This is a genomic window from Bifidobacterium cebidarum (assembly GCF_009193305.1).
GTDB lineage: Bacteria > Actinomycetota > Actinomycetes > Actinomycetales > Bifidobacteriaceae > Bifidobacterium > Bifidobacterium cebidarum.
The window spans coordinates 65,618-86,853 of sequence record NZ_WBVS01000006.1 but is presented as its reverse complement, the minus strand read 5'-3'; the positions used below and the strand labels follow the sequence as shown (position 1 = coordinate 86,853).

General features: G+C 58.4%; 16 protein-coding genes and 1 other RNA gene. 4 read left to right on the top strand and 13 right to left on the bottom strand.

Annotation, left to right across the window (positions count from 1 at the left end; genetic code table 11):
- Positions 1-4 precede the first annotated feature (4 nt).
- Positions 5-2,020, bottom strand: coding sequence for a glycosyl hydrolase 115 family protein (locus tag F7D08_RS06910; protein ID WP_152209917.1), 2,016 nt, complete (start codon positions 2,018-2,020; stop codon positions 5-7).
- A 192-nt stretch (positions 2,021-2,212) separates the two neighbouring features.
- Between F7D08_RS06910 and F7D08_RS06905 the strand changes: the two genes are divergently transcribed.
- The gene (locus F7D08_RS06905) at positions 2,213-4,468 is read left to right on the top strand and encodes an extracellular solute-binding protein (RefSeq protein WP_152209916.1); all 2,256 of its coding nucleotides are present in this window, start codon (positions 2,213-2,215) and stop codon (positions 4,466-4,468) included.
- An 86-nt stretch (positions 4,469-4,554) separates the two neighbouring features.
- Here the strand turns inward: F7D08_RS06905 and secA are convergent, their stop codons facing one another.
- Positions 4,555-7,500, bottom strand: a complete 2,946-nt coding sequence (gene secA, locus F7D08_RS06900; protein WP_152209915.1) for a preprotein translocase subunit SecA — start codon at positions 7,498-7,500, stop codon at positions 4,555-4,557.
- A gap of 209 nt (positions 7,501-7,709) precedes the next feature.
- Positions 7,710-8,372: a ribosome hibernation-promoting factor, HPF/YfiA family gene (hpf, locus tag F7D08_RS06895; RefSeq protein WP_152209914.1), complete on the bottom strand. Its 663-nt coding sequence runs from the start codon at positions 8,370-8,372 to the stop codon at positions 7,710-7,712.
- Positions 8,373-8,665: 293 nt separating this feature from the next.
- Here hpf and F7D08_RS06890 point away from each other — a divergent pair, with 293 nt between their 5' ends.
- Complete coding sequence (locus tag F7D08_RS06890; protein WP_152209913.1) at positions 8,666-9,430, top strand: hypothetical protein; 765 nt, start codon at positions 8,666-8,668, stop codon at positions 9,428-9,430.
- A gap of 2 nt (positions 9,431-9,432) precedes the next feature.
- Entirely contained in the window at positions 9,433-9,762 is a 330-nt protein-coding gene (locus F7D08_RS06885) for a transcriptional regulator (RefSeq protein WP_226803417.1), read from the top strand.
- A 35-nt stretch (positions 9,763-9,797) separates the two neighbouring features.
- Here F7D08_RS06885 and rnpB read toward each other — a convergent pair.
- The 8 genes from rnpB to F7D08_RS06845 form a co-directional block, all read right to left on the bottom strand.
- An RNA gene (rnpB, locus tag F7D08_RS06880) (RNase P RNA component class A) lies at positions 9,798-10,171 on the bottom strand.
- Between the two features lie 37 nt (positions 10,172-10,208).
- Positions 10,209-10,889 (bottom strand): regulatory protein RecX, encoded by a 681-nt coding sequence (locus F7D08_RS06875; protein ID WP_226803416.1) that lies wholly within the window; start codon positions 10,887-10,889, stop codon positions 10,209-10,211.
- Between the two features lie 2 nt (positions 10,890-10,891).
- A complete protein-coding gene (recA, locus tag F7D08_RS06870; RefSeq protein ID WP_152209912.1) occupies positions 10,892-12,097 on the bottom strand; it encodes a recombinase RecA in 1,206 nt (401 codons plus the stop codon).
- Positions 12,098-12,398: 301 nt separating this feature from the next.
- Positions 12,399-12,632, bottom strand: coding sequence for a DUF3046 domain-containing protein (locus tag F7D08_RS06865; protein ID WP_152209911.1), 234 nt, complete (start codon positions 12,630-12,632; stop codon positions 12,399-12,401).
- Between the two features lie 165 nt (positions 12,633-12,797).
- Entirely contained in the window at positions 12,798-13,310 is a 513-nt protein-coding gene (locus F7D08_RS06860; RefSeq protein ID WP_152209910.1) for a helix-turn-helix domain-containing protein, read from the bottom strand.
- Between the two features lie 113 nt (positions 13,311-13,423).
- Positions 13,424-13,978 carry a CinA family protein gene (locus tag F7D08_RS06855; RefSeq protein WP_404979661.1) on the bottom strand — a complete coding sequence of 185 codons (555 nt, stop codon included), beginning with the start codon at positions 13,976-13,978 and terminating at the stop codon, positions 13,424-13,426.
- 125 nt (positions 13,979-14,103) lie between these two features.
- Positions 14,104-14,772 carry a CDP-diacylglycerol--glycerol-3-phosphate 3-phosphatidyltransferase gene (pgsA, locus tag F7D08_RS06850; RefSeq protein ID WP_152209909.1) on the bottom strand — a complete coding sequence of 223 codons (669 nt, stop codon included), beginning with the start codon at positions 14,770-14,772 and terminating at the stop codon, positions 14,104-14,106.
- Positions 14,773-14,841: 69 nt separating this feature from the next.
- On the bottom strand, positions 14,842-17,823 hold the full coding sequence (locus tag F7D08_RS06845) for an FtsK/SpoIIIE family DNA translocase (protein ID WP_152209908.1): 2,982 nt from the start codon (positions 17,821-17,823) through the stop codon (positions 14,842-14,844).
- 135 nt (positions 17,824-17,958) lie between these two features.
- On the opposite strand from F7D08_RS06845, the gene F7D08_RS06840 reads away from it, so the two are divergent.
- Positions 17,959-18,705 carry a Fic/DOC family protein gene (locus tag F7D08_RS06840; protein ID WP_226803426.1) on the top strand — a complete coding sequence of 249 codons (747 nt, stop codon included), beginning with the start codon at positions 17,959-17,961 and terminating at the stop codon, positions 18,703-18,705.
- A 3-nt stretch (positions 18,706-18,708) separates the two neighbouring features.
- On the opposite strand, the gene miaA is transcribed toward F7D08_RS06840, so the two are convergent.
- Together miaA and miaB are read right to left on the bottom strand one after the other, a co-directional pair.
- Positions 18,709-19,698 (bottom strand): tRNA (adenosine(37)-N6)-dimethylallyltransferase MiaA, encoded by a 990-nt coding sequence (gene miaA / locus F7D08_RS06835; protein WP_152209906.1) that lies wholly within the window; start codon positions 19,696-19,698, stop codon positions 18,709-18,711.
- A 13-nt stretch (positions 19,699-19,711) separates the two neighbouring features.
- Positions 19,712-21,166, bottom strand: a complete 1,455-nt coding sequence (miaB, locus tag F7D08_RS06830) for a tRNA (N6-isopentenyl adenosine(37)-C2)-methylthiotransferase MiaB (RefSeq protein WP_193316233.1) — start codon at positions 21,164-21,166, stop codon at positions 19,712-19,714.
- Positions 21,167-21,236: the final 70 nt, after the last annotated feature.

Here is a 21,236-nt window from a genome sequence, read left to right as displayed (position 1 = left end):
AGGGTCACTTGCCCCATTTGGCCTTCATGGCGGCGAAGATCTCGCGGTCGGTCGGATGGTTTTCCATGTTCATGATCACGAACACGTCCTTCTCCCAGGCCGGGTACATGAAGTCGCGCAGCCACTGGAAGTAGTGCGGCCCGTCGCCTACGCAACGCAGGTAGCCCATGAGCTGTTCGCACACCCAAGCGGATTGCTTGATGTCGGTCAGGCAGTCGTTACGCCAAAATCCTTCCCACTTGCCATGCTCGCGGTCGCGCATCGCATGGTCGCCGGCGGTGAATTCCTCGGCGGCGAGTCCGGCATCGTAGAACGCATGCTGCCAATCTTCGTCGTATCCTGCGAGCAGAGCGTCGCACACGTGCACAGAGGCGGCCACCGAATGCTCATAGATGCCGACTTCCACGCCGATGGAATCTCGGATCAGCTCGGCGGCATCCTCCTCACCGCGCAGTTCGGCAGAAATGGCGGCCAGCTCCACTTTGTCGGCCAAGTCAGCGTAACGATCGACAGCCGGGGCAATCAGATCGCGGTAGAAGTCGATCTGTTCCTTGAGGCTCTTGCCGTCATGCATCCAGCGCAGATCCTGTGCAGGGGCCTGCTTGTCGCGCAGCCACTGGGTGATGAGCATACGCGGCACATGGTTGAAGTACTGTTCGCCGGCGTGATCGTCCCAGTTCGGGCCGTACTGTACGGCGGCCTTCCAGTATTCCTCATACAGGTCGAACACCGCATCCACGTTCTCTTCACCGTAGTAATCGGCGATGTAGCGCTTGGCGACTCTCTCGAAGTCGATCTTGCCTTCGCGCCAGATGGCGGCGATGAAGTTCAGGAAGTAGACGTGCGGCTTGATGTTGGAGGCGTTGACGATCCATACGTCGTCGCCGCCGTTGACGATCACGTCTTCCAGTTCCTTGGCCACCAGACGCGGATCATTGGTGATGTCGGTGGTGTGGTTGGCGGCCTGCAGATCGTAGAAGCTGGCGTGGTAGTAGATGCCGTTGTCGCCGTCGTTGGTGGGCATGGCGGGCACGCGCGGGTTGTTGTTTTCCTGACGGCGGGAGACCATGCGGCCGAAACCGTTATCAGCCCAGATCTTGGCCACTTGCTTCGGGTAGGTCAGCACGCCGGCACGGTAGAGTTCCATGGCTTCGCCGTACAGGTAGATTACGCATTGCGCACCCGGATCGGCGGCCTGCACCATGTCGTACTGGCGTTGGATGATCTCGGAGAGCAGCTTGCCGCGGGCCTCATCGGTGGCGTAACGCGGGTCAAAGTTCCAGAACGGCTGATCGCCCTGGCCGCGGAAGCCAAGCGTCCACACCGTACGCTTGCCCTTCTGCGCCTCGATGGCCTCACGCCACAAGGCTTCGAACCGCGGTTCTTCCTCCGGCCACTTGGGCTGCACGCCTGGGTAGGCGGCTGCGAACATGCGAGCGCCAAGCGGGCAGGCATGATGCTGGTTGATGTAGAAGCCCATGTCCTGCGCGAGCTTCAGATGCGGTTCCCCGCGCTGTCCGGAGCCGGGGATGACCATGTTGCCACCGAGACGGTACACGGTTTCGAATGCGAGGCGCCAGGTCTTATCGGAATCGTTGTCGTACTTCCAGTCTTCGAGCAGCACTTCATCGTTGATGAAGAAGCCCTTGTACTTGACGGCGGTCGGCTTGCTGGTCAATGCGAAGTCATCGGCGACTTCAATGCTCGGTACTGGCTCGAAATGCTGATCGTTCCAGAACCAGAAGTCCTTAACGCCGAGCACTTCGCGGCTGATGGCATACAGGCCGTAAATGAAGCCGAAATCGTCGCCGGCGTGGACTTCCAGGTTGCCGTCCGCCACACGCACTTCATAGGTTTCCGGATTGTGAGGGCCTTCTACCAGCACGATATCCGCGCCCGGCTGCTCCGATGGCACGGTGACGGCGGCAAGATCGCGCTCGATATCTTCGACCGCATATGCCACAGCCTTGGATGGCGTGGCACCAGTCACTTTCGTGGTGGCTGTGATGGAAATAGACATGGTTCCTCCAAGTGAACTTGTCTGTTAATTGCTTTCCCGCGATACTGTCCGCTTCCACGCGCTTCGTATCGCTGACATGTTTCATATTCGTCTACTTCAGCAAGCCCATTGCGCTTGTTGCCAAAGGTTGCCATAATATTGTCGAACGTTGTTGTTTACCCATGCAATACCCATTGGGGAGGGAAACCGACCATGGAGCGCGCACATCATAAAGCCACCATCTACGACATCGCTCGAGAGGCCGGAGTCAATCCCTCCACCGTGTCTCGAGCACTCAGCCAACCGGGCAGAGTAGCAGCCAAAACCGAGTTCCGCATTCGTCGTATAGCAGAGCAGCTCGGATATCTCGCTCAAACCGCGCAAACAGCCGACGAGCCACTCCCCTCCACTGGCATGATCGCGGCCATTGTACCGACACTGACCAATCCGCTCTATGCCATCACGGTCAATGCCATGCAACGACGGTTGGAGACCAAAGGGTACGGTCTCATCACGTTGGACACCGATCAGAAACCATCGGTTGAGCGCAAGGCCATGTCGTATGTGATGCGCAATGTCGATGGCGTGGCCTTGCTGTCCTCGCGTTTAAGCGAGCCCGATATCCGCCGTATCATGCTGGTCCGTCCAGTCATCGTGTTGAATCGCACTGCTCCAGGTCTCAACAGTGTTGTTGTGGATATGGCCCGAGCCATCGATGATGCGGTGCACGCGCTCAAGGAAAGCGGTCATTCATCCATCACCTATCTGGCCGGACCCGCCAGTTCATGGTCCAATGAATACCGCCGTCGTTACATCCGATCCGCAGCCTTCCGCTATGACATGACCTACCGCGTGGTACGAGAATGCGAGCCAAGCGTCTCCGGCGGCAAGGCCGCAGTGGAGCAGTATCTTATCCGCCCGACGGATGCTGTGTTCGCGTTCAACGACGAGCTGGCGGCAGGGTTTATCACCGCAGCACGCCGCAACGGTCTACGTATTCCTGAGGATGTTTCGGTGATTGGTTTCGATAACACTCAAATGTCTTCACTGCTCACCCCTACGCTGAGTACCATCGACATGAAGAGCGAACAGTTGGCCGAACGTGCCGCAGATACGCTGGTGAGCGCCATACGCAATCCGGATGGAGTACGGCCCGAACCAATCACGCTCACCGCCGAATTCATGAAACGCGATTCACTGAATCCTCATAAGCGTTCGACGATGAAACTCGGCCCATATGCGGAAATCAGGCGTACAAGCGACACCATCGTACTCACCATGTTGTCTAACGCGTTCAACGAAACCATGCCGCGCATCAATGAATTCATGCGTACGCATCCACATATCGTCATCGATCCGATTGAGGGACGTACGCAGGAGAATACGCTGTCCTTGTATTGGGAACGCGTCATCAATCATCGTTCGGTTCCGGATATCATCAATGTCGAGCGCACCGCACTCCCCCAGCTGGCGGCCTCCGGTGCGTTGCAAGATTTGTCAAGCGAAGCGATCGAGCAGGAACTTGGACCCAAAGTCGATCGTGCGGCATGGCAGTCGGCTCATTATGCCGGCAAACTCTATGGTATTCCAGGCGATCAATCGCAAACCGCCATGTTCTACCGAGCTGATTTGTTCAATCATTATCAGCTTGAAATTCCAGACACCTGGGATGCCTTCTATGAGACCGGCGTGGCTCTGCATAATCGAAATTCCAACCGATACATGGGTGTACTTGATACCACCGATGTGCAGCATTATCTTTCGTTCTTCCGCTCAGCAAGGGTAAGGCCTTGGACAGTGGAGAATGATTCGACGATTGTTTTCCATATGCGCAACGATTTGGTGCGCAATGTAGCCACGTTCATTCAACAATGTATTGACGATGGTGTGCTGAACGCCGAACCTATGTGGGACAACCGGTATATGCGCGCCAAATCCGGCACGTACTTGACGGTGACGTATGCGAATTGGCTGGGTAAGATCCTATCGATGTCATATCCGGCTGATCAGGGGTTGTGGAAGGTTACACTGCCGCCCGCATTCGCCGATCCGAGCCAAGTGGCCACTGCGGAAATCGGCGGTTCGACATTGGCCGTCAGTGCAGGACTCCCTGAGGCGCGTCTTCGCGCCGCCCTGACATTCCTGAAATGGTTCCAGCTCGACCCGGTTTCGGTGGAATTGCGCGCACCTGGCGGCGTATCCGCTGCAGCCGGATATGTGGAGGATCTAACCCGGCGTGGCACTGTTGACCCATATTTCAATCAGCCGATTTACGACGTCTACGCCAAATCGGCTGCTCGCGTTAACAGGGATTGGGATAATCTACCGTTCTATAGTCAGCTGGATGCCGAATTCGCGCGTCTGATCGTACCGGCGTTGAAGCCGGGTGGCCGCAGCCAGGACCTGTTCGACGAATGGGAGCGGCGTTTGAAGATCTACGCGGTCTCCCAAGGCTTTGCCGTGAAATGATCACGCTGTAACCAAAAAATTGGGGCTTCCCTTGCACAGGAAGCCCCAATTGCGTTAGAGCGCTACCACTGATTGCTCAGTGTGACTCATTTTTCGTTCTGGCCGTGGCACATCTTGTACTTACGACCGGAACCGCATGGGCACGGAGCGTTCTTGCTCGTGCCCGGGAACGTACGACCGTCGGCCCACGGGGTCTTCAGTTCGTCGCTCTTCGGGCGCTTGGCAACCGGAACCTTGCCTTCGGCGTGGCTGATCGGAGCCGGGCCGGCCACCGGCAGCGTGGCGTCACCTGCGGCGGATGCGGCTGCGGAGTCGGCGATGGCCTGCTTCTCCTCGGCGTCTTCCTCGGATTCATCCTCGGTCTCGCCTTCAGCAGCTTCCTCTTCGCTCTCACCGTCTTCATCCGGGCCGGCGGCCACGGTTGCGGCAGAGTCGGCACCGTCAGCAGATTCGGAAACACCGGTGGCGCCTTCGGCAGCGGCCACAGCAGCATCCTCGTCATCAGTGGTGCTGTCATCCTGGGTTGCGGCGACCTGCTTGACGTCGATGTGGAACAGCAGCTGGACGGACTCCTCCTTGATGGCTTCAATCATGGAGTTGTACATCTGGTAGCCTTCGCGCTGGTATTCGACCAGCGGATCGCGTTGACCCATACCGCGCAGGCCGATGCCGTCCTTCAGGTAGTCCATCTCGTAGAGGTGTTCACGCCACTTGCGGTCGAGCACGGCGAGCACCACGCGGCGTTCAAGATCGCGCAGACCCTTCTCGCCAATGGTCTTCTCAAGCTCGTCGTACTTCTCCTTGGCGTCCTTGACGATGAGGTCGCGCACGGCTTCGATGGCCTTTTCGCCCTTGAGCTTGCCGGCGGCTTCCTTGGCTTCGTCAACGGTCACCTTGGTGGGCACCACGGTGTTGAGTGCCTTGAACAGGCCTTCCCAATCCCAGTCCTTCGGCTTGTCGGAGCCCTTTTCTGCGCCCTTGATGTAGGACTCGACGGTGTCGGCGATGAAGCGCTCGATATCCTCGTGGATGTCCTCGCCCTTCAGCACGGCCTGACGCTCGGAGTAGATGACGGTACGCTGCTTGTTCATCACGTCGTCGTACTTCAGCACGTTCTTACGAATCTCGTAGTTGCGGGATTCCACGGCCTTCTGTGCGGTGCGCACGCCCTTGGTCACGGACTTCGACTCGATCGGCTGACCTTCCTCCATGCCCTTGGCCATGACCTGGGCCACGAGCTGGGTGTTGAACAGGCGCATCAGATCATCTTCGAGAGACAGGTAGAAGCGGGATTCGCCCGGATCGCCCTGACGGCCGGAACGACCACGCAGCTGGTTGTCGATACGACGGGACTCGTGACGCTCAGTGCCAAGCACGTACAGGCCGCCAAGCTTCTTGACTTCCTCGTGCTCGTCCTTGACCTGCGCCTTGATCTCGTTCAGAGTACCCGGCCAACGCTTCTCATACTCTTCCGGAGTATCTTCCGGAGAGTAGCCTTCGGACTTCAACTTGGCGTCGGCGAGGAACTCGACGTTGCCGCCGAGCATGATATCGGTACCACGACCAGCCATGTTGGTGGCCACGGTCACGGCGCCCTTGCGGCCTGCCACGGCCACGACGGCGGCTTCCTTCTCGTGCTGCTTGGCGTTCAGCACCTGGTGCGGGATCTTGGCGACGTCGAGCAGAGTGGAGACCACTTCGGAGCTTTCGACGGATGCGGTACCGAGCAGCACCGGCTGGCCGGAAGCGTGGCGCTTGGCGACATCCTTGACGATGGCGGCAAGCTTCTCCTTCTTGGTGCGGAAGATGAGATCGTCCTGATCCTTGCGAATCATCGGCTTGTTGGTCGGAATCGGCAGCACGCCCAACTTGTAGGTGTTCATGAACTCGGCGGCCTCGGTTTCTGCGGTACCGGTCATGCCTGCGAGCTTGTCGTACATGCGGAAGTAGTTCTGCAGGGTGATGGTGGCGAAGGTCTGGTTCTCGGCCTTGACCTCCACGCCTTCCTTGGCTTCGATGGCCTGGTGCAGACCCTCGTTGTAACGACGGCCAGGCAGGATACGGCCGGTATGCTCGTCGACGATGAGCACCTCGCCTTGGGTGACGACGTAATCCTTGTCCCTGATGAACAGTTCCTTGGCCTTGATGGCGTTGTTGAGGTAGCCGATCAACGCGGTGTTGGCCGGCTCGTAGAGGTTGTCGATACCGAGGAAGTCCTCGACCTTGGTGATGCCCGGATCCAGGATGCCAACGACCTTCTTCTTCTCGTCGACCTCGTAATCCTCGTCACGAGTGAGCTTCAGCACCAGCTTGGCGAACTGGCGGTACCAGCGGGTCACATCACCCTCGGCCGGACCGGAGATAATCAACGGGGTACGGGCCTCATCGATAAGAATGGAGTCGACCTCATCGACGATGGCGTAATGATGGCCGCGCTGCACGAGATCGGCCTTCTCCCAGGCCATGTTGTCGCGCAGGTAGTCGAAGCCGAATTCGTTGTTGGTGCCGTAGGTGATGTCGGCGTTGTACTGCTTACGACGCTCCGGCGGCTTCTGCTCGGTGATGATGCAGCCGACGCTCATGCCGAGGAAGCGGTAGATACGGCCCATCAGCTCGCTCTGGTAGCTGGCCAGGTAGTCGTTGACGGTGACCACGTGTACACCCTTGCCTTCGAGCGCATTGAGGTAGCTCGGCAGAGTGGCGACCAAGGTCTTGCCTTCACCGGTCTTCATTTCAGCGATGTTGCCCCAGTGCAGTGCTGCACCACCCATGAGCTGCACATCGAAGTGACGCTGGCCGAGCGTGCGCTTGGAGACTTCACGCACGGTGGCGAATGCTTCAGGCATGATCTCGTCGAGGCTCTTGCCGTTTTCGATCTGCTGCTTGAACTTCGGGGTCTGGGCCTTGAGATCCTCGTCGGACAGGGCGGAAATCTCATCCTCCAAAGCGTTTACCGCCTTGGCCACATTCTCGAGTTTCTTGATCTGGCGACCTTCACCCATGCGTAGGGCTTTGTCAACAATATCGACCACTGGGTTCTCCCTTGATTGATTACGGTGGTTCCGCGTACCAGAATACCGACCGCCTCTCAGATTCTCTGATTTTTTCGACCAAAATACGAAAAATAGATATATCGTTCAGTAATAAGATCCTTGTCTCGTCAGACGAACAACAAACAAATGAGCCGCCTCCTTATCGGGAAGCGGCTCATTCCTATGCAACTATTGCTCTATCGGGCTAATCAGTCCTTCTTGACGTTCTCCGGGGTATCGATCTCGAAGACGCCGTAGCTCCAACCGTGGCGGTGGTAGACGACGGACGGACGGCCAGTCTCCTTGTTGACGAACAAGAAGAAGTCGTGACCGATGAGCTCCATCTCGTACAGGGCCTCATCGATGCTCATCGGTTCTGCGATGTGCAGCTTACGACGGATGACAATCGGCGTATCACCAACCTGAACTTCCACGGACTCGCCAGGACCGAGGTCGGAGGCGACCGCAGCTGCCGGGCTGTTGTTCGGCTCCTCCTCAGCCTCCTCGGCCTCAGGTTCCGGAGCGGCGACACCCAAATCGACCGGCACCGGGTTGGTGTAGCCGCGACGATGATCCTTACGGCGATCGCGGGTGCGACGCAGGCGAAGCGTCAGCTTGTCGAGCGCCATATCCAGTGCGCTGAACTCATCCGTGCTGGAAGCTTCGGCGCGCACCACGGTACGGCCTGCGATAACGGTGATTTCCACGCGCTTGGCGGTATCGGCCTGACGCGGGTTGCCCTCATGGGTCAGCACAATCTGCGCGCGCTGAGCATCCGGGGCGATAGCGGTCACACGATTCATCTTGGACTCAACAACATCACGGAACCTTTGCTTGATCTGCGTGTGACGTCCGGTAACGACGATTTCCATGTTGACCTCCTAATGACTCAAGCGGTGTTGTCCGCTATATGTGGTCCAAACGGCATCATCACCGCTTGGGTAAGTTTCATTGTAGACGAACAACACGTGAATCCTTGGCAACTCGCCAAGAGAAAACTCATTCTTTCCCGACATGGTTCCGAAACATGCCACGACGTAGCCTGATAGGTCGGTTTGTTTTCCTTACAGGAAAGCTTTATACTTTCCTGTAAGGAAAACAAACCGAACCCAACCGACCCGATGTCAACGATGACAGGCCGCGGGCTACCGGAAAGGAAACCGCGATGACGCGTTCTATCCGAGACGACACCAACGATGTCTTTCATGTATCGTCCGTCAAAGACACGACCAGTCCCCTCCCCGACGAGACGAACCCATTGACGCCCGATGCGGCAATTCGCCTCCTGAAAGGCATCGAACGTGACCGTTCGGCACTGTCGACACGCCTGTCTCCGCCTCGATGGCTTTATCCGACAATCGCGTTGCTCATGGCCTTCGACGTGCTGAGCATCCAGATTAGCAGCGCATTTGACTCCTGGACATGGAATCGCCTCACGACACTGCAGGGCGAGTACGATGATGCGATAAGCCAAGCCTCGCACCGGAACATCCCCGTCGAGGAAATCGATGACTATTTCAAGCCATTAATCGATGAGACGCTGAGGTACAGCGCATACAGCCAATGGTGCGTATGGCTATGTCTTGCGATCAATTTGGCATGCATCGTCGTGGCCTATCAGATGATGCGCTGGCTGGCCAACGCGCAGGGAGCAGGTGATCGGCGTGACGCCAGCGTCCCGTTGCTGTGGCCCTGGTTCCTTACGTTCGGCGTGCGCCCGATGAACATCCGCATGCATGTGCTGCACGCCACGATGTACGTCATGCTCATCGCCTATGCAGGTTCGCTCGTTTATCTGAACTGGAGCAACAGGGACCCATTCCGCACCGCATGGTGGGTGATGATAGCGACCATGTTGTGGGCGGTGTTTTTCGTGGCGGGCGAGACCGGCTACGACCGTCTTGCGTCCCAGGCGTTGGCGAAGATATAGCTATGCCACCGAGAAGGTCAAAGCACACGGCGATCGAACCACATTTCGACCCGGTGATTCACGAGCCGATGCGGTTGCGTATCTGCGGCATACTCGCCGCTGTAGATGAGATGCAGTTCGCCGCAATCAGGGGCACACTGGGCATGAATGATGCTGCTTGCTCCAAGCATCTGAAGACGCTCGCCGATTGCGGGTATGTATCCGTGTCCAAACGCGAGTCGGACGGCAGCCGGCACATGGTGCGTTGGTATGCGATGACGCCGACCGGACGAACTGCGTTCCAAAGTCATCTGGCCGAGCTCAAACGCATCGCCACTGGCATCGTCGATTGATGATGCATCGATGGATGCACCAAATGCGGATAAATGAAGTGAGACCTCTTATACCCCGGGTTCTGTCGTCTGTGGCGCGAACGCCGCAGACGGATGGCCATCCATCTCGACCTAGCGTCACCGCTAGGCTCTAGCAGCCTACCCGATGGCACGGGCGAGCAGCCCTTACCGCCATCTGCTTGGCCTTGCTCCCGATGAGGCTTGCCATGCGGCCACCTGTTACCAGAGGCCCGGTGGTCTCTTACACCGCCGTTTCACCCTTACCCACTTGCGCGGGCGGTCTATTCTCTGCTGCGCTATCTCTCAGGTCACCCTGGGCGGACGTTATCCGCCATCGTGCTCTGCGGAGCCCGGAAGTTCCTCAGCCGATCCCAATGAAGATCACGGCCGCGGCCATCAAGAGGTCTCAAGCAGGCAATTATACATATGGTCCGGAGAAGACCGGACTAATGTAGCAATTCGGCAGCTACTTCACGAAGAATTGACGGGTTATGCCCTTTGCGCCCTCCTGCAGCCCAAAAGCGACGCTGACGTACTTGACGATCCAACCCTTCCGTCTTGCGTGCCACGCGGCGCCCCAATTCCCATGCCGCTTCCTCAAACACACCGTTTTGCTCGGCTTCGTTCACAACTTGGGTAGCAAGCACACGATCAACTCCCTTACGAGCAAGCTCCATCATGGTGCCACGGCGGCCCATCATACGGTTAGCGCATACACGCACCACGGACTGCGCATAATCGAGGTCATTAATGAGATGTACAGCAATCAAGCGCTCGATTACGCCTTCGACTACATCTTCAGCATATCCTTTGCCCAGCAACCGGTCACGCAGAGCCCCTGACGAGCGAGGAGCAGCATCGAGCAACCGCAATGCAGCTTCACGGCATGCATCCACATCACTAGGATCATCGGCACCCGCATTTCCAGCAGACCGCGCGTTCCATGAAGTCATACCACGCCTACGCGTAGTCCCAGTAATCATTCCACCCGCATGCCCAGAATCATTGGACATACTACGAGCAGAATCCTCTGCTTCATCGAGAGACGATACGCTTCCCGATTCCGGTTCATTGGCAGTCTGCAGCACAACCGGGTTGCGCTGCAGAAATGCTTCAGCACTAATCACATTCAGACCTTAGCTGCCGGCGCCTTATCAGGTGCGGCTTTAGATGCCCGAGTAGTGGATTTAGCCGCAGCCGCCTTGCTGTCCTTAGCCGCATCCGCGGCCGCAGCCTCACTGACAGCCGCAGCTGCAGTGGCCTCCTCATCTTCGGCAAACTGATCGGATGGAGCAATCAGGCCAAACTGAGCCTTGACCTTGTTCTCAATCTCCTCGGTGATGGCCGGATTGTCCTTCAGGAACTGGCGCACCTTCTCACGGCCTTGGCCAAGCTGATCGCCCTCATAGGTGAACCAGGAACCGGACTTCTTGACCACCCCGACCTGCTGAGCCATATCGATAACCGAGCCCTCGCGGGAGATGCCCTCGCCATAGAGCATGTCGAATTCAGCGGACTTGAAAGGCGGTGCCATCTTATTCTTCACCACCTTGACACGGGTACGGTTGCCAACAGCCTCATCACCGTTCTTGATGGTCTGGATACGACGAATATCCATACGCACCGATGCATAGAACTTCAACGCCTTACCACCGGTGGTGGTTTCGGGGTTTCCGAAGAACACGCCGATCTTCTCACGCAACTGGTTGATGAAAATGGCGGTGGTACCGGCCTGCGCCAATGCACCGGTCATCTTGCGCAGCGCCTGGCTCATCAGTCGTGCCTGCAAACCGACGTGGCTGTCTCCCATATCACCGTCGATTTCAGCTTTCGGCACCAACGCAGCCACTGAATCAATGACAATGACGTCCAACGCACCGGAACGAATCAGCATGTCGGCGATTTCCAACGCCTGTTCGCCGTTATCCGGCTGGGAGACAATCAAGGAATCCGTATCCACACCGAGTTTTCGCGCATATGCCGGATCAAGGGCATGTTCGGCATCGATGTAAGCGGCGACGCCACCGCTCTTCTGGGCGTTGGCCACTACATGCAGCGCCAACGTGGTCTTGCCGGAAGACTCCGGGCCATAAATCTCGACGATGCGCCCCTTGGGAAGACCGCCAATACCGAGCGCCATGTCCAAGGCCAACGACCCGGTGGAAATCACCTCGACGTTTTGTTCCGGCCTATCGCCAAGCCGCATCGCTGAGCCCTTGCCAAAGCTCTTCTCCACTTGGGCCAATGCGGCATCCAGCGCGGCCTTGCGCTTGGGATCAAGCTCGTGTTCGGCCGCACCTGCCGGTTTCTGAGCCGACTTGGTTTCCTGTGCCATGATCTTCTCCTTATCGAAGTCGCGTGCGGTTGATTACTCCACCGTATGTAAGCATCGCCCCTGAAGGCAAGCCCGAACGGCCTATGTGGTCCGAGCTTGCTCGCATACCTCGCATACGGCACATGATCAGTGCAAAACCTTACTGCCGCAAGGCTTTGCACTGCTCGAATCATTACCGCACCCATGTATGTGGCTTCATCTCGCTGTGGACAACTATAGAACAACACGCGAACATTTGTTCGAAATCGGTGAACAACACGCCCGAAATACCACGAAAACGGCATCACCACCGGATTCGATATCATGCCGCCGGCAACGGAGGCGCATTGTGGTCATGGCCCCATCGCCTGGAATCCGGCACCTCCATCTGGTCACATAGCACGTTCCAGACCACGCGCGGCTCTTCACCGGCATCAAGCGCCTCAATCACGGTCATGTTCGCCAATCTGGGCATTCTCTGATCCTGCGCCAGCGAACGGCCATAGCTGCGGCCGAACACTTCCTCCAGCAACTCCCAAAATTCACGTTCACGCATACTCGACAGTGTGCCACACCCGGCGAACACGGTGTAGAATGCACCCAAAACAAAAACAAAAACAAAAACAAAAAGGGTCTGCGACCATAGACAGTCGCAGACCCATCCCACACGCCTATCGGCGCCACTAACGGCGCGTTCAATCACTCAGTTCCATCCAATGAATTACTCAGCAACCGAATCAAGATAATCCGCAACCATGCGCAGCATCTGCGCGGTACTCACACCAAGCGAATCGGCGATCGAACTCAGCAACTCCGAGCTGGCCTCCTTCTGACCGCGTTCCACTTCAGAAAGATAGCCCAGAGACACACCCGCCTTCTCAGACACCTCGCGCAACGTACGACGATCACGCGTACGCAGGTCACGCAGCACATGGCCAATCGCTTCACGCAACGACACATCGTGAGGAGCGGCCTCAGCGACCACGCTCTTCACCGCAGCTGTGCGCGGGCGCATCTCGTCGTCCTCTTCCTGACGCATACGTGCGCGAGCGGCCTCGCGCACGTCCTTGGCCCTCTTAGCGGCCTGAGCCTTCAAAACCTGCTGCTGGGCGAACACCACCGCACGGCGCTGGGCCGGGGTGAGTTCACGCATGCGCGCAATACCCGGCTGCACTCTCATCGGAGTCTTGACGGCAACATCCATTTGCTCATTGATTGGCGTCATCGTTTCCATCGCCTTAGCCCCCTTCCAGGCCTGTACATTGTTTCCATAAGGTTCAACACCACACACCCATGGTTTTATTCCTGAAAAGTTGCTGAAAATAGACTCAGGTTTAGCTGATGCCCTTATCCAAGCAGTTGTCGCACATGGTTCAGCGCGCTGAACACGGTTTGCAGACGCACCTCTTCGCGTGTGCCAGACAAGCGCAATTCCACCGCTTCAATGCACTCGACACGGTCAGCCGTCAGTTGCGCTGGAGCACGGAAACCAACATATACCAGTCCAACCGGCTTGTCTCCATCGGGACCAGGTCCGGCCACACCGGTAGTGGAAAGGCCGATGATATGGTCAGCGTATCCCGGCTGATCGTAGAGTTTCGCCGTTGCGGCGGCCATCTGGCGCGCGACCTCGGGGTGCACGGCGCCTTCACGCTCCAGCAGCCCGCGATCCACGCCGAGCACGGACGCTTTGGCTTTGATGTCATACGTGACCGCTGAACCGAGGAATACGTTCGAGGCACCGGGGATGCGTACGAAAGCATCCGCAAGCAATCCCCCGGTCAATGATTCCGCGCAAGCGATTTTTGCGCCACGGGCTTCGCATATCTTCAAGATCTGCGTAGCGGCAGTATCGCATGCTTGACGCAACTGGCTCATGTTCACAGTATCCGCAATGCTCATATCAGCAATCCTCTCGACCAGCGCACAGAGAAACAGCAACTCTGATGCAACAACCTTTACGAAAATGGGATGCGGCCTGAGCCACATCCCATCCTGCATTCAATGCTTGACGGTTCAAGCTTCGCTTACTTGTCCGCCTTCTTCGGCGCCACGAACGTGTTGTACAGGTACACGCCGCCGGAATAGAGGCACAGTACCAACGCCACATATATGATCGTATAGGTCAGGAAGTAGTAGGCGGTGAGCCACAGCGGCGTAGTGGCGCTGTTCTCCAATGACCACATCGGCAGCAGCAGCATGGAGAGACCCACGCACTGGAACACGGTCTTGAGCTTACCCGGCCAAGCTGCGGCGATCACCTTGCCACCTGGGCGCTCCATCACAAAGAAACGCATCACCGTGATGCCGATCTCGCGAATCAGGAACAGGATGGTGACCCACCAACCAAGTTCGCCAAACACGGAGCATACAATCATGGCGCCACAGGTCAGGAGCTTATCCGCGATCGGATCCATGAGCTTGCCCATCTCGGTGACCTGATTGTATTTGCGGGCCATCCAGCCGTCGATCTTATCGGTGGAGGCGGCGATGATGAACAGTACTGCCGCCACCCAACGCAACGTAAGATTATTCGCCCCCCATTCGCCAGCCATAACATCCAGCACCAGGAAGATAATCACCAGCACGATGCGCGAATATGTGACCAGGTTCGGCGGCGCATTCCAACCATCGAAAATCGACGCCTTGGGCTTGGCTTCCACCTCAGCCTGCTTATCCGTTGATTCACTACTCATACCGCCCACGTTACCCCCACACTTCTACCTTGGGTGACTATTGGCTGACCATCAGCTGAAAGAGAGCGGCTATTCCCCGCCGAGTTCGCCTTGGGCGGGAGCCGATGGCGTAAGCGAGCCGGTTTCACCGCGGATGAAGGCGAGCACCTGCGGCAGGTCCTGCGGCTGCACGAGCACTTCACGCGCCTTGGATCCCTCGGAGGGGCCCACAACGCCGCGTGATTCCAGCAAATCCATAAGACGGCCGGCCTTGGCGAAACCGACACGGAGTTTACGTTGCAGCATGGAGGTGGAACCGAACTGCGATGTGACCACGAGCTCGGCGGCCTGCAGCAGCACGTCCATATCGTCGCCGATCTCCTCGTCGATATCGGAACTGCCCTTCTTCTCGGCTTCCTTGGCCATCTCCTCGATGTCCTCGCGGTATTTCGGCTTGCGTTGGGTACGCACGAATTCCACGGCCTTGCGAATCTCGGACTCGGAAACCCACGAACCCTGCACACGGATGGGCTTGGCTGACCCCATCGGCAGGAACAAGGCGTCGCCTTGGCCAATCAGGGTCTCGGCACCCACAGTATCCAAGATGACTCGGGAGTCAGTGGCCGAAGAGGTGGCGAATGCCAGTCGGGAAGGAATATTGGCCTTGATCAAACCGGTCACCACGTCCACGGACGGGCGCTGCGTGGCGAGTACCAGGTGCACGCCGGCGGCTCGCGCGAGCTGGGTAATGCGCTGGATGGAGCTTTCCACATCGTTCTTGGCCACCATCATCAGATCGGCCATCTCGTCCACCACCACAAGGATGTATGGATATGGGGCCACCTTGCGCTTGGAGCCGAGCGGCGCGTGCACCTTGCCGGCGCGTACGGCCTCATTGAAGTCCTTGACGTGGCGGAATCCGAAGTATTCCAGATCGGAGTATCGCGCGTCCATCTCCTTGACCACCCATTCCAATGCCTGCGCGGCTTTCTTCGGATCGGTGATGATCGGGGTCAGCAGGTGCGGGATACCCGCATAGGCGGAAAGCTCCACTCGCTTCGGATCGACCATGATCAGGCGCACCTGCTCCGGCGTGGCGCGCATGATGATGGAGGTGAGCATCGAATTGATGAAACTCGACTTACCGGAACCGGTGGCACCGGCGACCAGCAAATGCGGCATCTTGGTCAGGTCGGCGGTGACGAAATGGCCTTCCACATCCTTGCCGATGCCGGAGAGCATCGGATTCGGATCGTTCACGGCCTTGTCGGAGCGCAGCACATCGCCCAAATGCACGATTTCGCGATCCTCGTTCGGAATCTCGATACCGATGGCGGATTTGCCGGGGATCGGGGAGAGGATACGCACGTCGGAGCTGGCCACCGCATATGCGATGTTGCGTTGCAGGTTGGTGACCTTCTCCACCTTCACACCGGGGCCGAGCTCCACCTCATACTGGGTCACGGACGGGCCGCGCAGGAAGCCCACCACTTTGGCATCCACGTTGAACTGCTCGAATGTGGAGGTCAATGCACGAATCACACGGTCATTGGCCGGTGTGCGCATCGCATGCGGCTGCCCCTTCGTCAACAGATTCAGATCAGGTAACTGATACGGGCGGCTCGCATCGTCATCGCCAGCCGCACCCGCATCGTCGCCAGCCGCCGCACCGGACTGTCCCACACCACTGCCATCCGCGTCGGCGCCTGCATAAGGCGCCGTGGCATTGGCGGCTGCCCCGGCCACACCGGCCACAGCCGCCGCACTCGGAGCCCACGGATCGTTGGCGGCCCCACCCGAAGGCATCACCGTGGTGCCATCCGGACCGGAGCCCGAAGGCATGGCCACGGTCGCGCCACCGGAAATGACGCGCGGCGTTGCAGCTCCGACACCAAACGCTGAGTCTGCCGCCGCTCCCCCACCCAGAGCCGTAGTGGCGGCGCCGGCGGCATCATCGGAGAATGGAGCATTGCCCGCCACATGTGGACGGCCATCATAGGAGGATGAAGCGATAGTGCGGCCACCTACACCAGAGGCGTTGGCACCATCAAGAATCTCACCTGTCGAGGAATCGACCACCGGAGTTTCAGCGGTGGCGCCATGTTGGCTCGCTGCACGGTCGAATGGATCGTCCGCAGCATATCGGTCAAGCCTCTTATCATCTTCCATCTTGGATTTGCGGGAAAACAGGCGGGAGAACCAGTTGGGCTTGATACCGTTCCCTCCCTCGCCGGCGTCTGCATCGTCCGTGCCGTCATGGGCCGGCACCCCATCGGCAAACGCAAGCGTGGCGTTCCCCAGACGCACCTCATTGGGGAATTGCGAGTGCTCGTCATCGGCCGCATCCGACGCTTCACCCTCGGACGTGTAAGGCTTGCGCTGCACGAACGCCATCAGTTTGCGTGCATCATCGGGCAGGTCCGTCACATGAGTGCCGGTAATCATCAGCAGCGAGAACAAGCCGAATACGACGAACACCACGATGGCGAATGCGGCGGAGAGCCCCCAGGCCAATGGCGAGCCCAGGAAGAAACCGAACAATCCGCCAGCCGATTGCAGCACGGTGATATCAAACGTGGTATGCCCGGAAGCCACCGCCACATCGATGATCGAGCAGATCGACCACATGAGTAGCACCCAACCAGTGATTACACGAGGATTGCTGGAACCTCGACCCGAATTGCGCATCAGACGGAACGCCACGGCGGCGAGCAGCACCGGCAGGACCACGCTCATCACGCCAAGCACCCCGGAGGCCATGGCATGCAGCAGCTGACCGAACGGACCGTTCACGCGGAACCATTCAGACGCGCAGAACAAAATCGCGAGTATCAGGAGCAGGAAGCACAAGCCATCTCGCCGATAAGCGGGGTCGTATTCACCCACGCCAGTCACCGCGCGCACGCCGGAGCCGAACGCGCGTGGAATAGCGAGTAAGGCCTTGCGCCATAACGGCTCAGGCTCGAGATCGATGTCCGGCTGGATTCTGGTCTCGCCATCATGTGTGGAACCATCATCGCCGCTTGCGGATTTGCGTGATCGAGTGCTGTTTGAAGATGCTGTACGTGCCATATCGCGTTTGATTCTACATGTATGGGGTCTCATGACCGCATCTGACACGATTCATGGCTTATCATGGGTGGCATGACACCCGCAGAGCGTGCGAGCGCAGTCGCATTTGCACTCAGGAACTGCGCACTGGAGGCCATGACGCCGGGCGAGGCAACGATGCGAGCCGCGGCGGCTTATGAGCAGGGCAGCCAGGATGTAAGTCAGCTCATCGATGTTGCCGATGAGCAAACCGCCATGCGTATTCACGCCATAGGGCCTACCGGAGAGAGTCGTCTCTCAGACGGCTCGTTGGATGATCACGCCACGAACCGTGCGGACGCCGTGTTTGCGCGCACCGTGTTGTTGGCCGAACGCCGCTGGAATCCGTCCGGTGATTTGGACGAGCTGGTGGCGATTCATCGCGGGCTGTTTGAGGGCGTGTTCGATGACGCCGGCAAATTACGCACCAACAACACCACGCGTGAAATCACCAACGACCGGGCACGGGCCAATAATCCCGAAGCGTTCTTCCCTGCTGGTTTGATTGAGACGGGCGCGCATAACATCGCGATGGAATTGGCGGAAAACCGCAATCTTCATGCGTTGGACAGGGATGTGTTCATCCATAAGTTCGCCATTATGTATGACGAACTCGGTTATCTGCATCCGTTCCGCGGAGGCAATGCGATGGTGCTGCGCATGTTCGGCTCCCGACTGGCTCATGATGCCGGATGGGATCTGGACTGGGGTTTGGTGACGCGTGAAGCGTATCGCACAGCCAAACATACGGCGTATCGTGGGGATATTTCCGCGTTCGAGCGCATGTTCGCATCGATGCTGCGCCCTGCGAATCCAACGCGCGTATTCCTCATCGCCGGTTGGGACCAGGGGCCTGCGCACTGATTGCTATGCGGCGGCGATGTCGCCGAGATGATGTTGTACGTAGGCGTCGGCCTGGGCATCGATGGGATCGTAATCGCCGGCGTCCGCGTGTGCGATGATGGCCATCGCATTGTCCACGAGTTTCGGGTTCAATGCCTGCAGCCAGTGGATGCGTGGGTCTCGGCCGAACCAGCCCATCTGCTTGCGGGCGAGGCGCTTGGTTTTCTGCGCGATATCGGCGAATGCATCGTATTCATCCCAGATGCCGTCCAGCAGATCGATGATCTGCTGGTAGCCAAGGGCACGCACTGCGGTGGCTCCAAGACGAGGGCGTAGTCGTTCCACTTCCTCGACGAAGCCGTTGGTCATCATCTGCTTGGTCCTGAGATCGATGCGATGATCCAAGTCCTCGCGGCTCAAATCCAAACCGATTTGCACGGATGGAATCACATACCGGTAGCGCGGCAGACTTGCCGAATATGGGCGGCCGGTAAGCTCGATGACTTCCAGGGCGCGAATGGTCCGGCGAGGATTATGCGGGTCCATACGAGCAGCCGCCTCGGGATCTTTGGCTTTAAGCTCTTCGAACAGCGCGCCGGCGCCCTCGGTCTTCTCCCGTTCCTCATACTTCTTGCGGATTTCAGGATCAGTGCCCGGGAAGGAGATATCGTCGATGGCGGCACGCGCATACAGGCCAGAGCCGCCTACCAGAATCGGTCGGATGCCACGCGATTGCAGGTCTGCGATGGTCTCACGGGCCAGTTCCTGAAAACGAGCCACGCTCATCGATTCTTCCGGATCGATGATGTCGATCAGATGATGCGGTACGGCAGCCTGCTCCTCGGCAGTCGGCTTGGCGGTGCCGATGTCCATGCCGCGGTACATCTGGTAGGCATCAGCGTTCACGATTTCAGCGCGTTCACCCTGTTCGGTCAAACGCTTGGCGATGGCGATACCGAGACCGGTTTTGCCGGATGCGGTCGGACCGACGATGGATACGACTCGTGCTGTCATTGTGCTGCTTCCTTCAGTGACGGACCGAATAGGTTTGACCGGCTGCGATATCGGGATCGGCAAGCAAATTATGGCGGCCCGCATGTGTCACAGTCACCGTTACGAAATCACCGACCTCCGGCACCGGCTCGCCTTCCGGCACGCCGATATGCACCAGTACACCGGTCTTCTCACGGCCGGATACGCGATGCGTATCGGAATCCTTCTTGCCCAGCTTCCCGGTGATCATCACCTCGACGTCACGGCCTACAAAGCTTTCCATGTTCTCCTGCGTGATCTCCTCCTGCAGGGCCACCAGTCGGTCGAAACGCTCCTGCACCACATCGCGCGGAATCTGTTCCATCGAAGCGGCCGGCGTTCCCGGGCGTGGCGAATAGATGAACATGAACGCCGTGGAGAAGCGCGCCTTGCGCACCACGTCCAGCGTGGCCTGGAAATCCTCTTCGGTCTCACCGGGGAAGCCGACGATGATGTCGGTGGAGATCTGCGCATCCGGCATGGCCGCACGAATTCGGCCAAGAATATCCAGGAACTTGGCGGAACGGTAGGAGCGACGCATCGCACGCAAAATCCGGTCGGAACCGGATTGCAGCGGGAAATGCAGCTGATGCATCACGTTCGGCGTTTCAGCCATGGCGGCGATTACATCATCGGTGAATGCGGCCGGGTGCGGCGACGTGAATCGCACACGTTCCAATCCTTCGATATCGCCGCAAGCGCGCAGCAGCTTGCTGAACGCGTAGCGATCGCCAATGCCGTAACCGTAGGAGTTCACGTTCTGGCCGAGCAACGTGACTTCCTTGGCTCCGTCGGCCACGCATTTGCGAATTTCCGCGAGCACGTCGCCCGGCCGGCGGTCCTTCTCCTTGCCGCGCGTGGTAGGCACGATGCAGAACGTGCAGGTGTTGTTGCAGCCCACGGAAATCGCCACCCATGAACTCACACGGGAGGCGCGCGCGGCGGGCAGCTGGCTCGGGAATTCCTGCAACTGGTCGCTGACCCTCACCTGCGGCTTGTCGGTGAGCCGATTCTGGTCGAGCAGCTTTGGCAAATCCTCGATGTTCTTGGTGCCGAATACTGCGGCCACCCATGGCTTTTTCTTGGCGATGCGCTCACGGTCCAACTGAGCCATACAGCCACCCACCGCAATCTGCAGGTTCGGACGCTGCATCTTAATACGGTTGAACAGACCGATGGTGCCATACATGCGCTCGGCCGCATTCTCGCGCACCGCACAGGTGTTGAGCACGATCACATCGAAATCATGGGCATCGATCTGCTCCTGCGTGGCGGGCACATAGCCATCGGCCTTCAGCACACCGGCAATACGCTCGGAATCATGTACGTTCATCTGGCAGCCAAGCGTATGAATATGGAATACGCCCTTGCCTCGCTCCCCTGTTGCGGCTTCAGCCCCGCCGGCTTCAATCGAGGCGCGCTCCGCCTCGGTCATCATGTCTTCATTCATAAGTTGCGATTCTAACTGCCGGGTTCGTCATGGGGCGCGTCGCGCGGCCATTACCGCCAATCACGCCTCG

Coding starts and splice junctions, on each gene's coding strand:
- F7D08_RS06910 (WP_152209917.1), bottom strand. CDS start 2,020: ATGTCTATTTCCATCACAGCCACCACGAAAGTGACTGGTGCCACGCCA.
- F7D08_RS06905 (WP_152209916.1), top strand. CDS start 2,213: ATGGAGCGCGCACATCATAAAGCCACCATCTACGACATCGCTCGAGAG.
- hpf (WP_152209914.1), bottom strand. CDS start 8,372: ATGGAAATCGTCGTTACCGGACGTCACACGCAGATCAAGCAAAGGTTC.
- F7D08_RS06890 (WP_152209913.1), top strand. CDS start 8,666: ATGACGCGTTCTATCCGAGACGACACCAACGATGTCTTTCATGTATCG.
- F7D08_RS06885 (WP_226803417.1), top strand. CDS start 9,433: ATGCCACCGAGAAGGTCAAAGCACACGGCGATCGAACCACATTTCGAC.
- recA (WP_152209912.1), bottom strand. CDS start 12,097: ATGGCACAGGAAACCAAGTCGGCTCAGAAACCGGCAGGTGCGGCCGAA.
- F7D08_RS06865 (WP_152209911.1), bottom strand. CDS start 12,632: ATGCGTGAACGTGAATTTTGGGAGTTGCTGGAGGAAGTGTTCGGCCGC.
- F7D08_RS06860 (WP_152209910.1), bottom strand. CDS start 13,310: ATGGAAACGATGACGCCAATCAATGAGCAAATGGATGTTGCCGTCAAG.
- F7D08_RS06855 (WP_404979661.1), bottom strand. CDS start 13,978: ATGAGCATTGCGGATACTGTGAACATGAGCCAGTTGCGTCAAGCATGC.
- pgsA (WP_152209909.1), bottom strand. CDS start 14,772: ATGAGTAGTGAATCAACGGATAAGCAGGCTGAGGTGGAAGCCAAGCCC.
- F7D08_RS06845 (WP_152209908.1), bottom strand. CDS start 17,823: ATGGCACGTACAGCATCTTCAAACAGCACTCGATCACGCAAATCCGCA.
- F7D08_RS06840 (WP_226803426.1), top strand. CDS start 17,959: ATGACGCCGGGCGAGGCAACGATGCGAGCCGCGGCGGCTTATGAGCAG.
- miaA (WP_152209906.1), bottom strand. CDS start 19,698: ATGACAGCACGAGTCGTATCCATCGTCGGTCCGACCGCATCCGGCAAA.
- miaB (WP_193316233.1), bottom strand. CDS start 21,166: ATGAATGAAGACATGATGACCGAGGCGGAGCGCGCCTCGATTGAAGCC.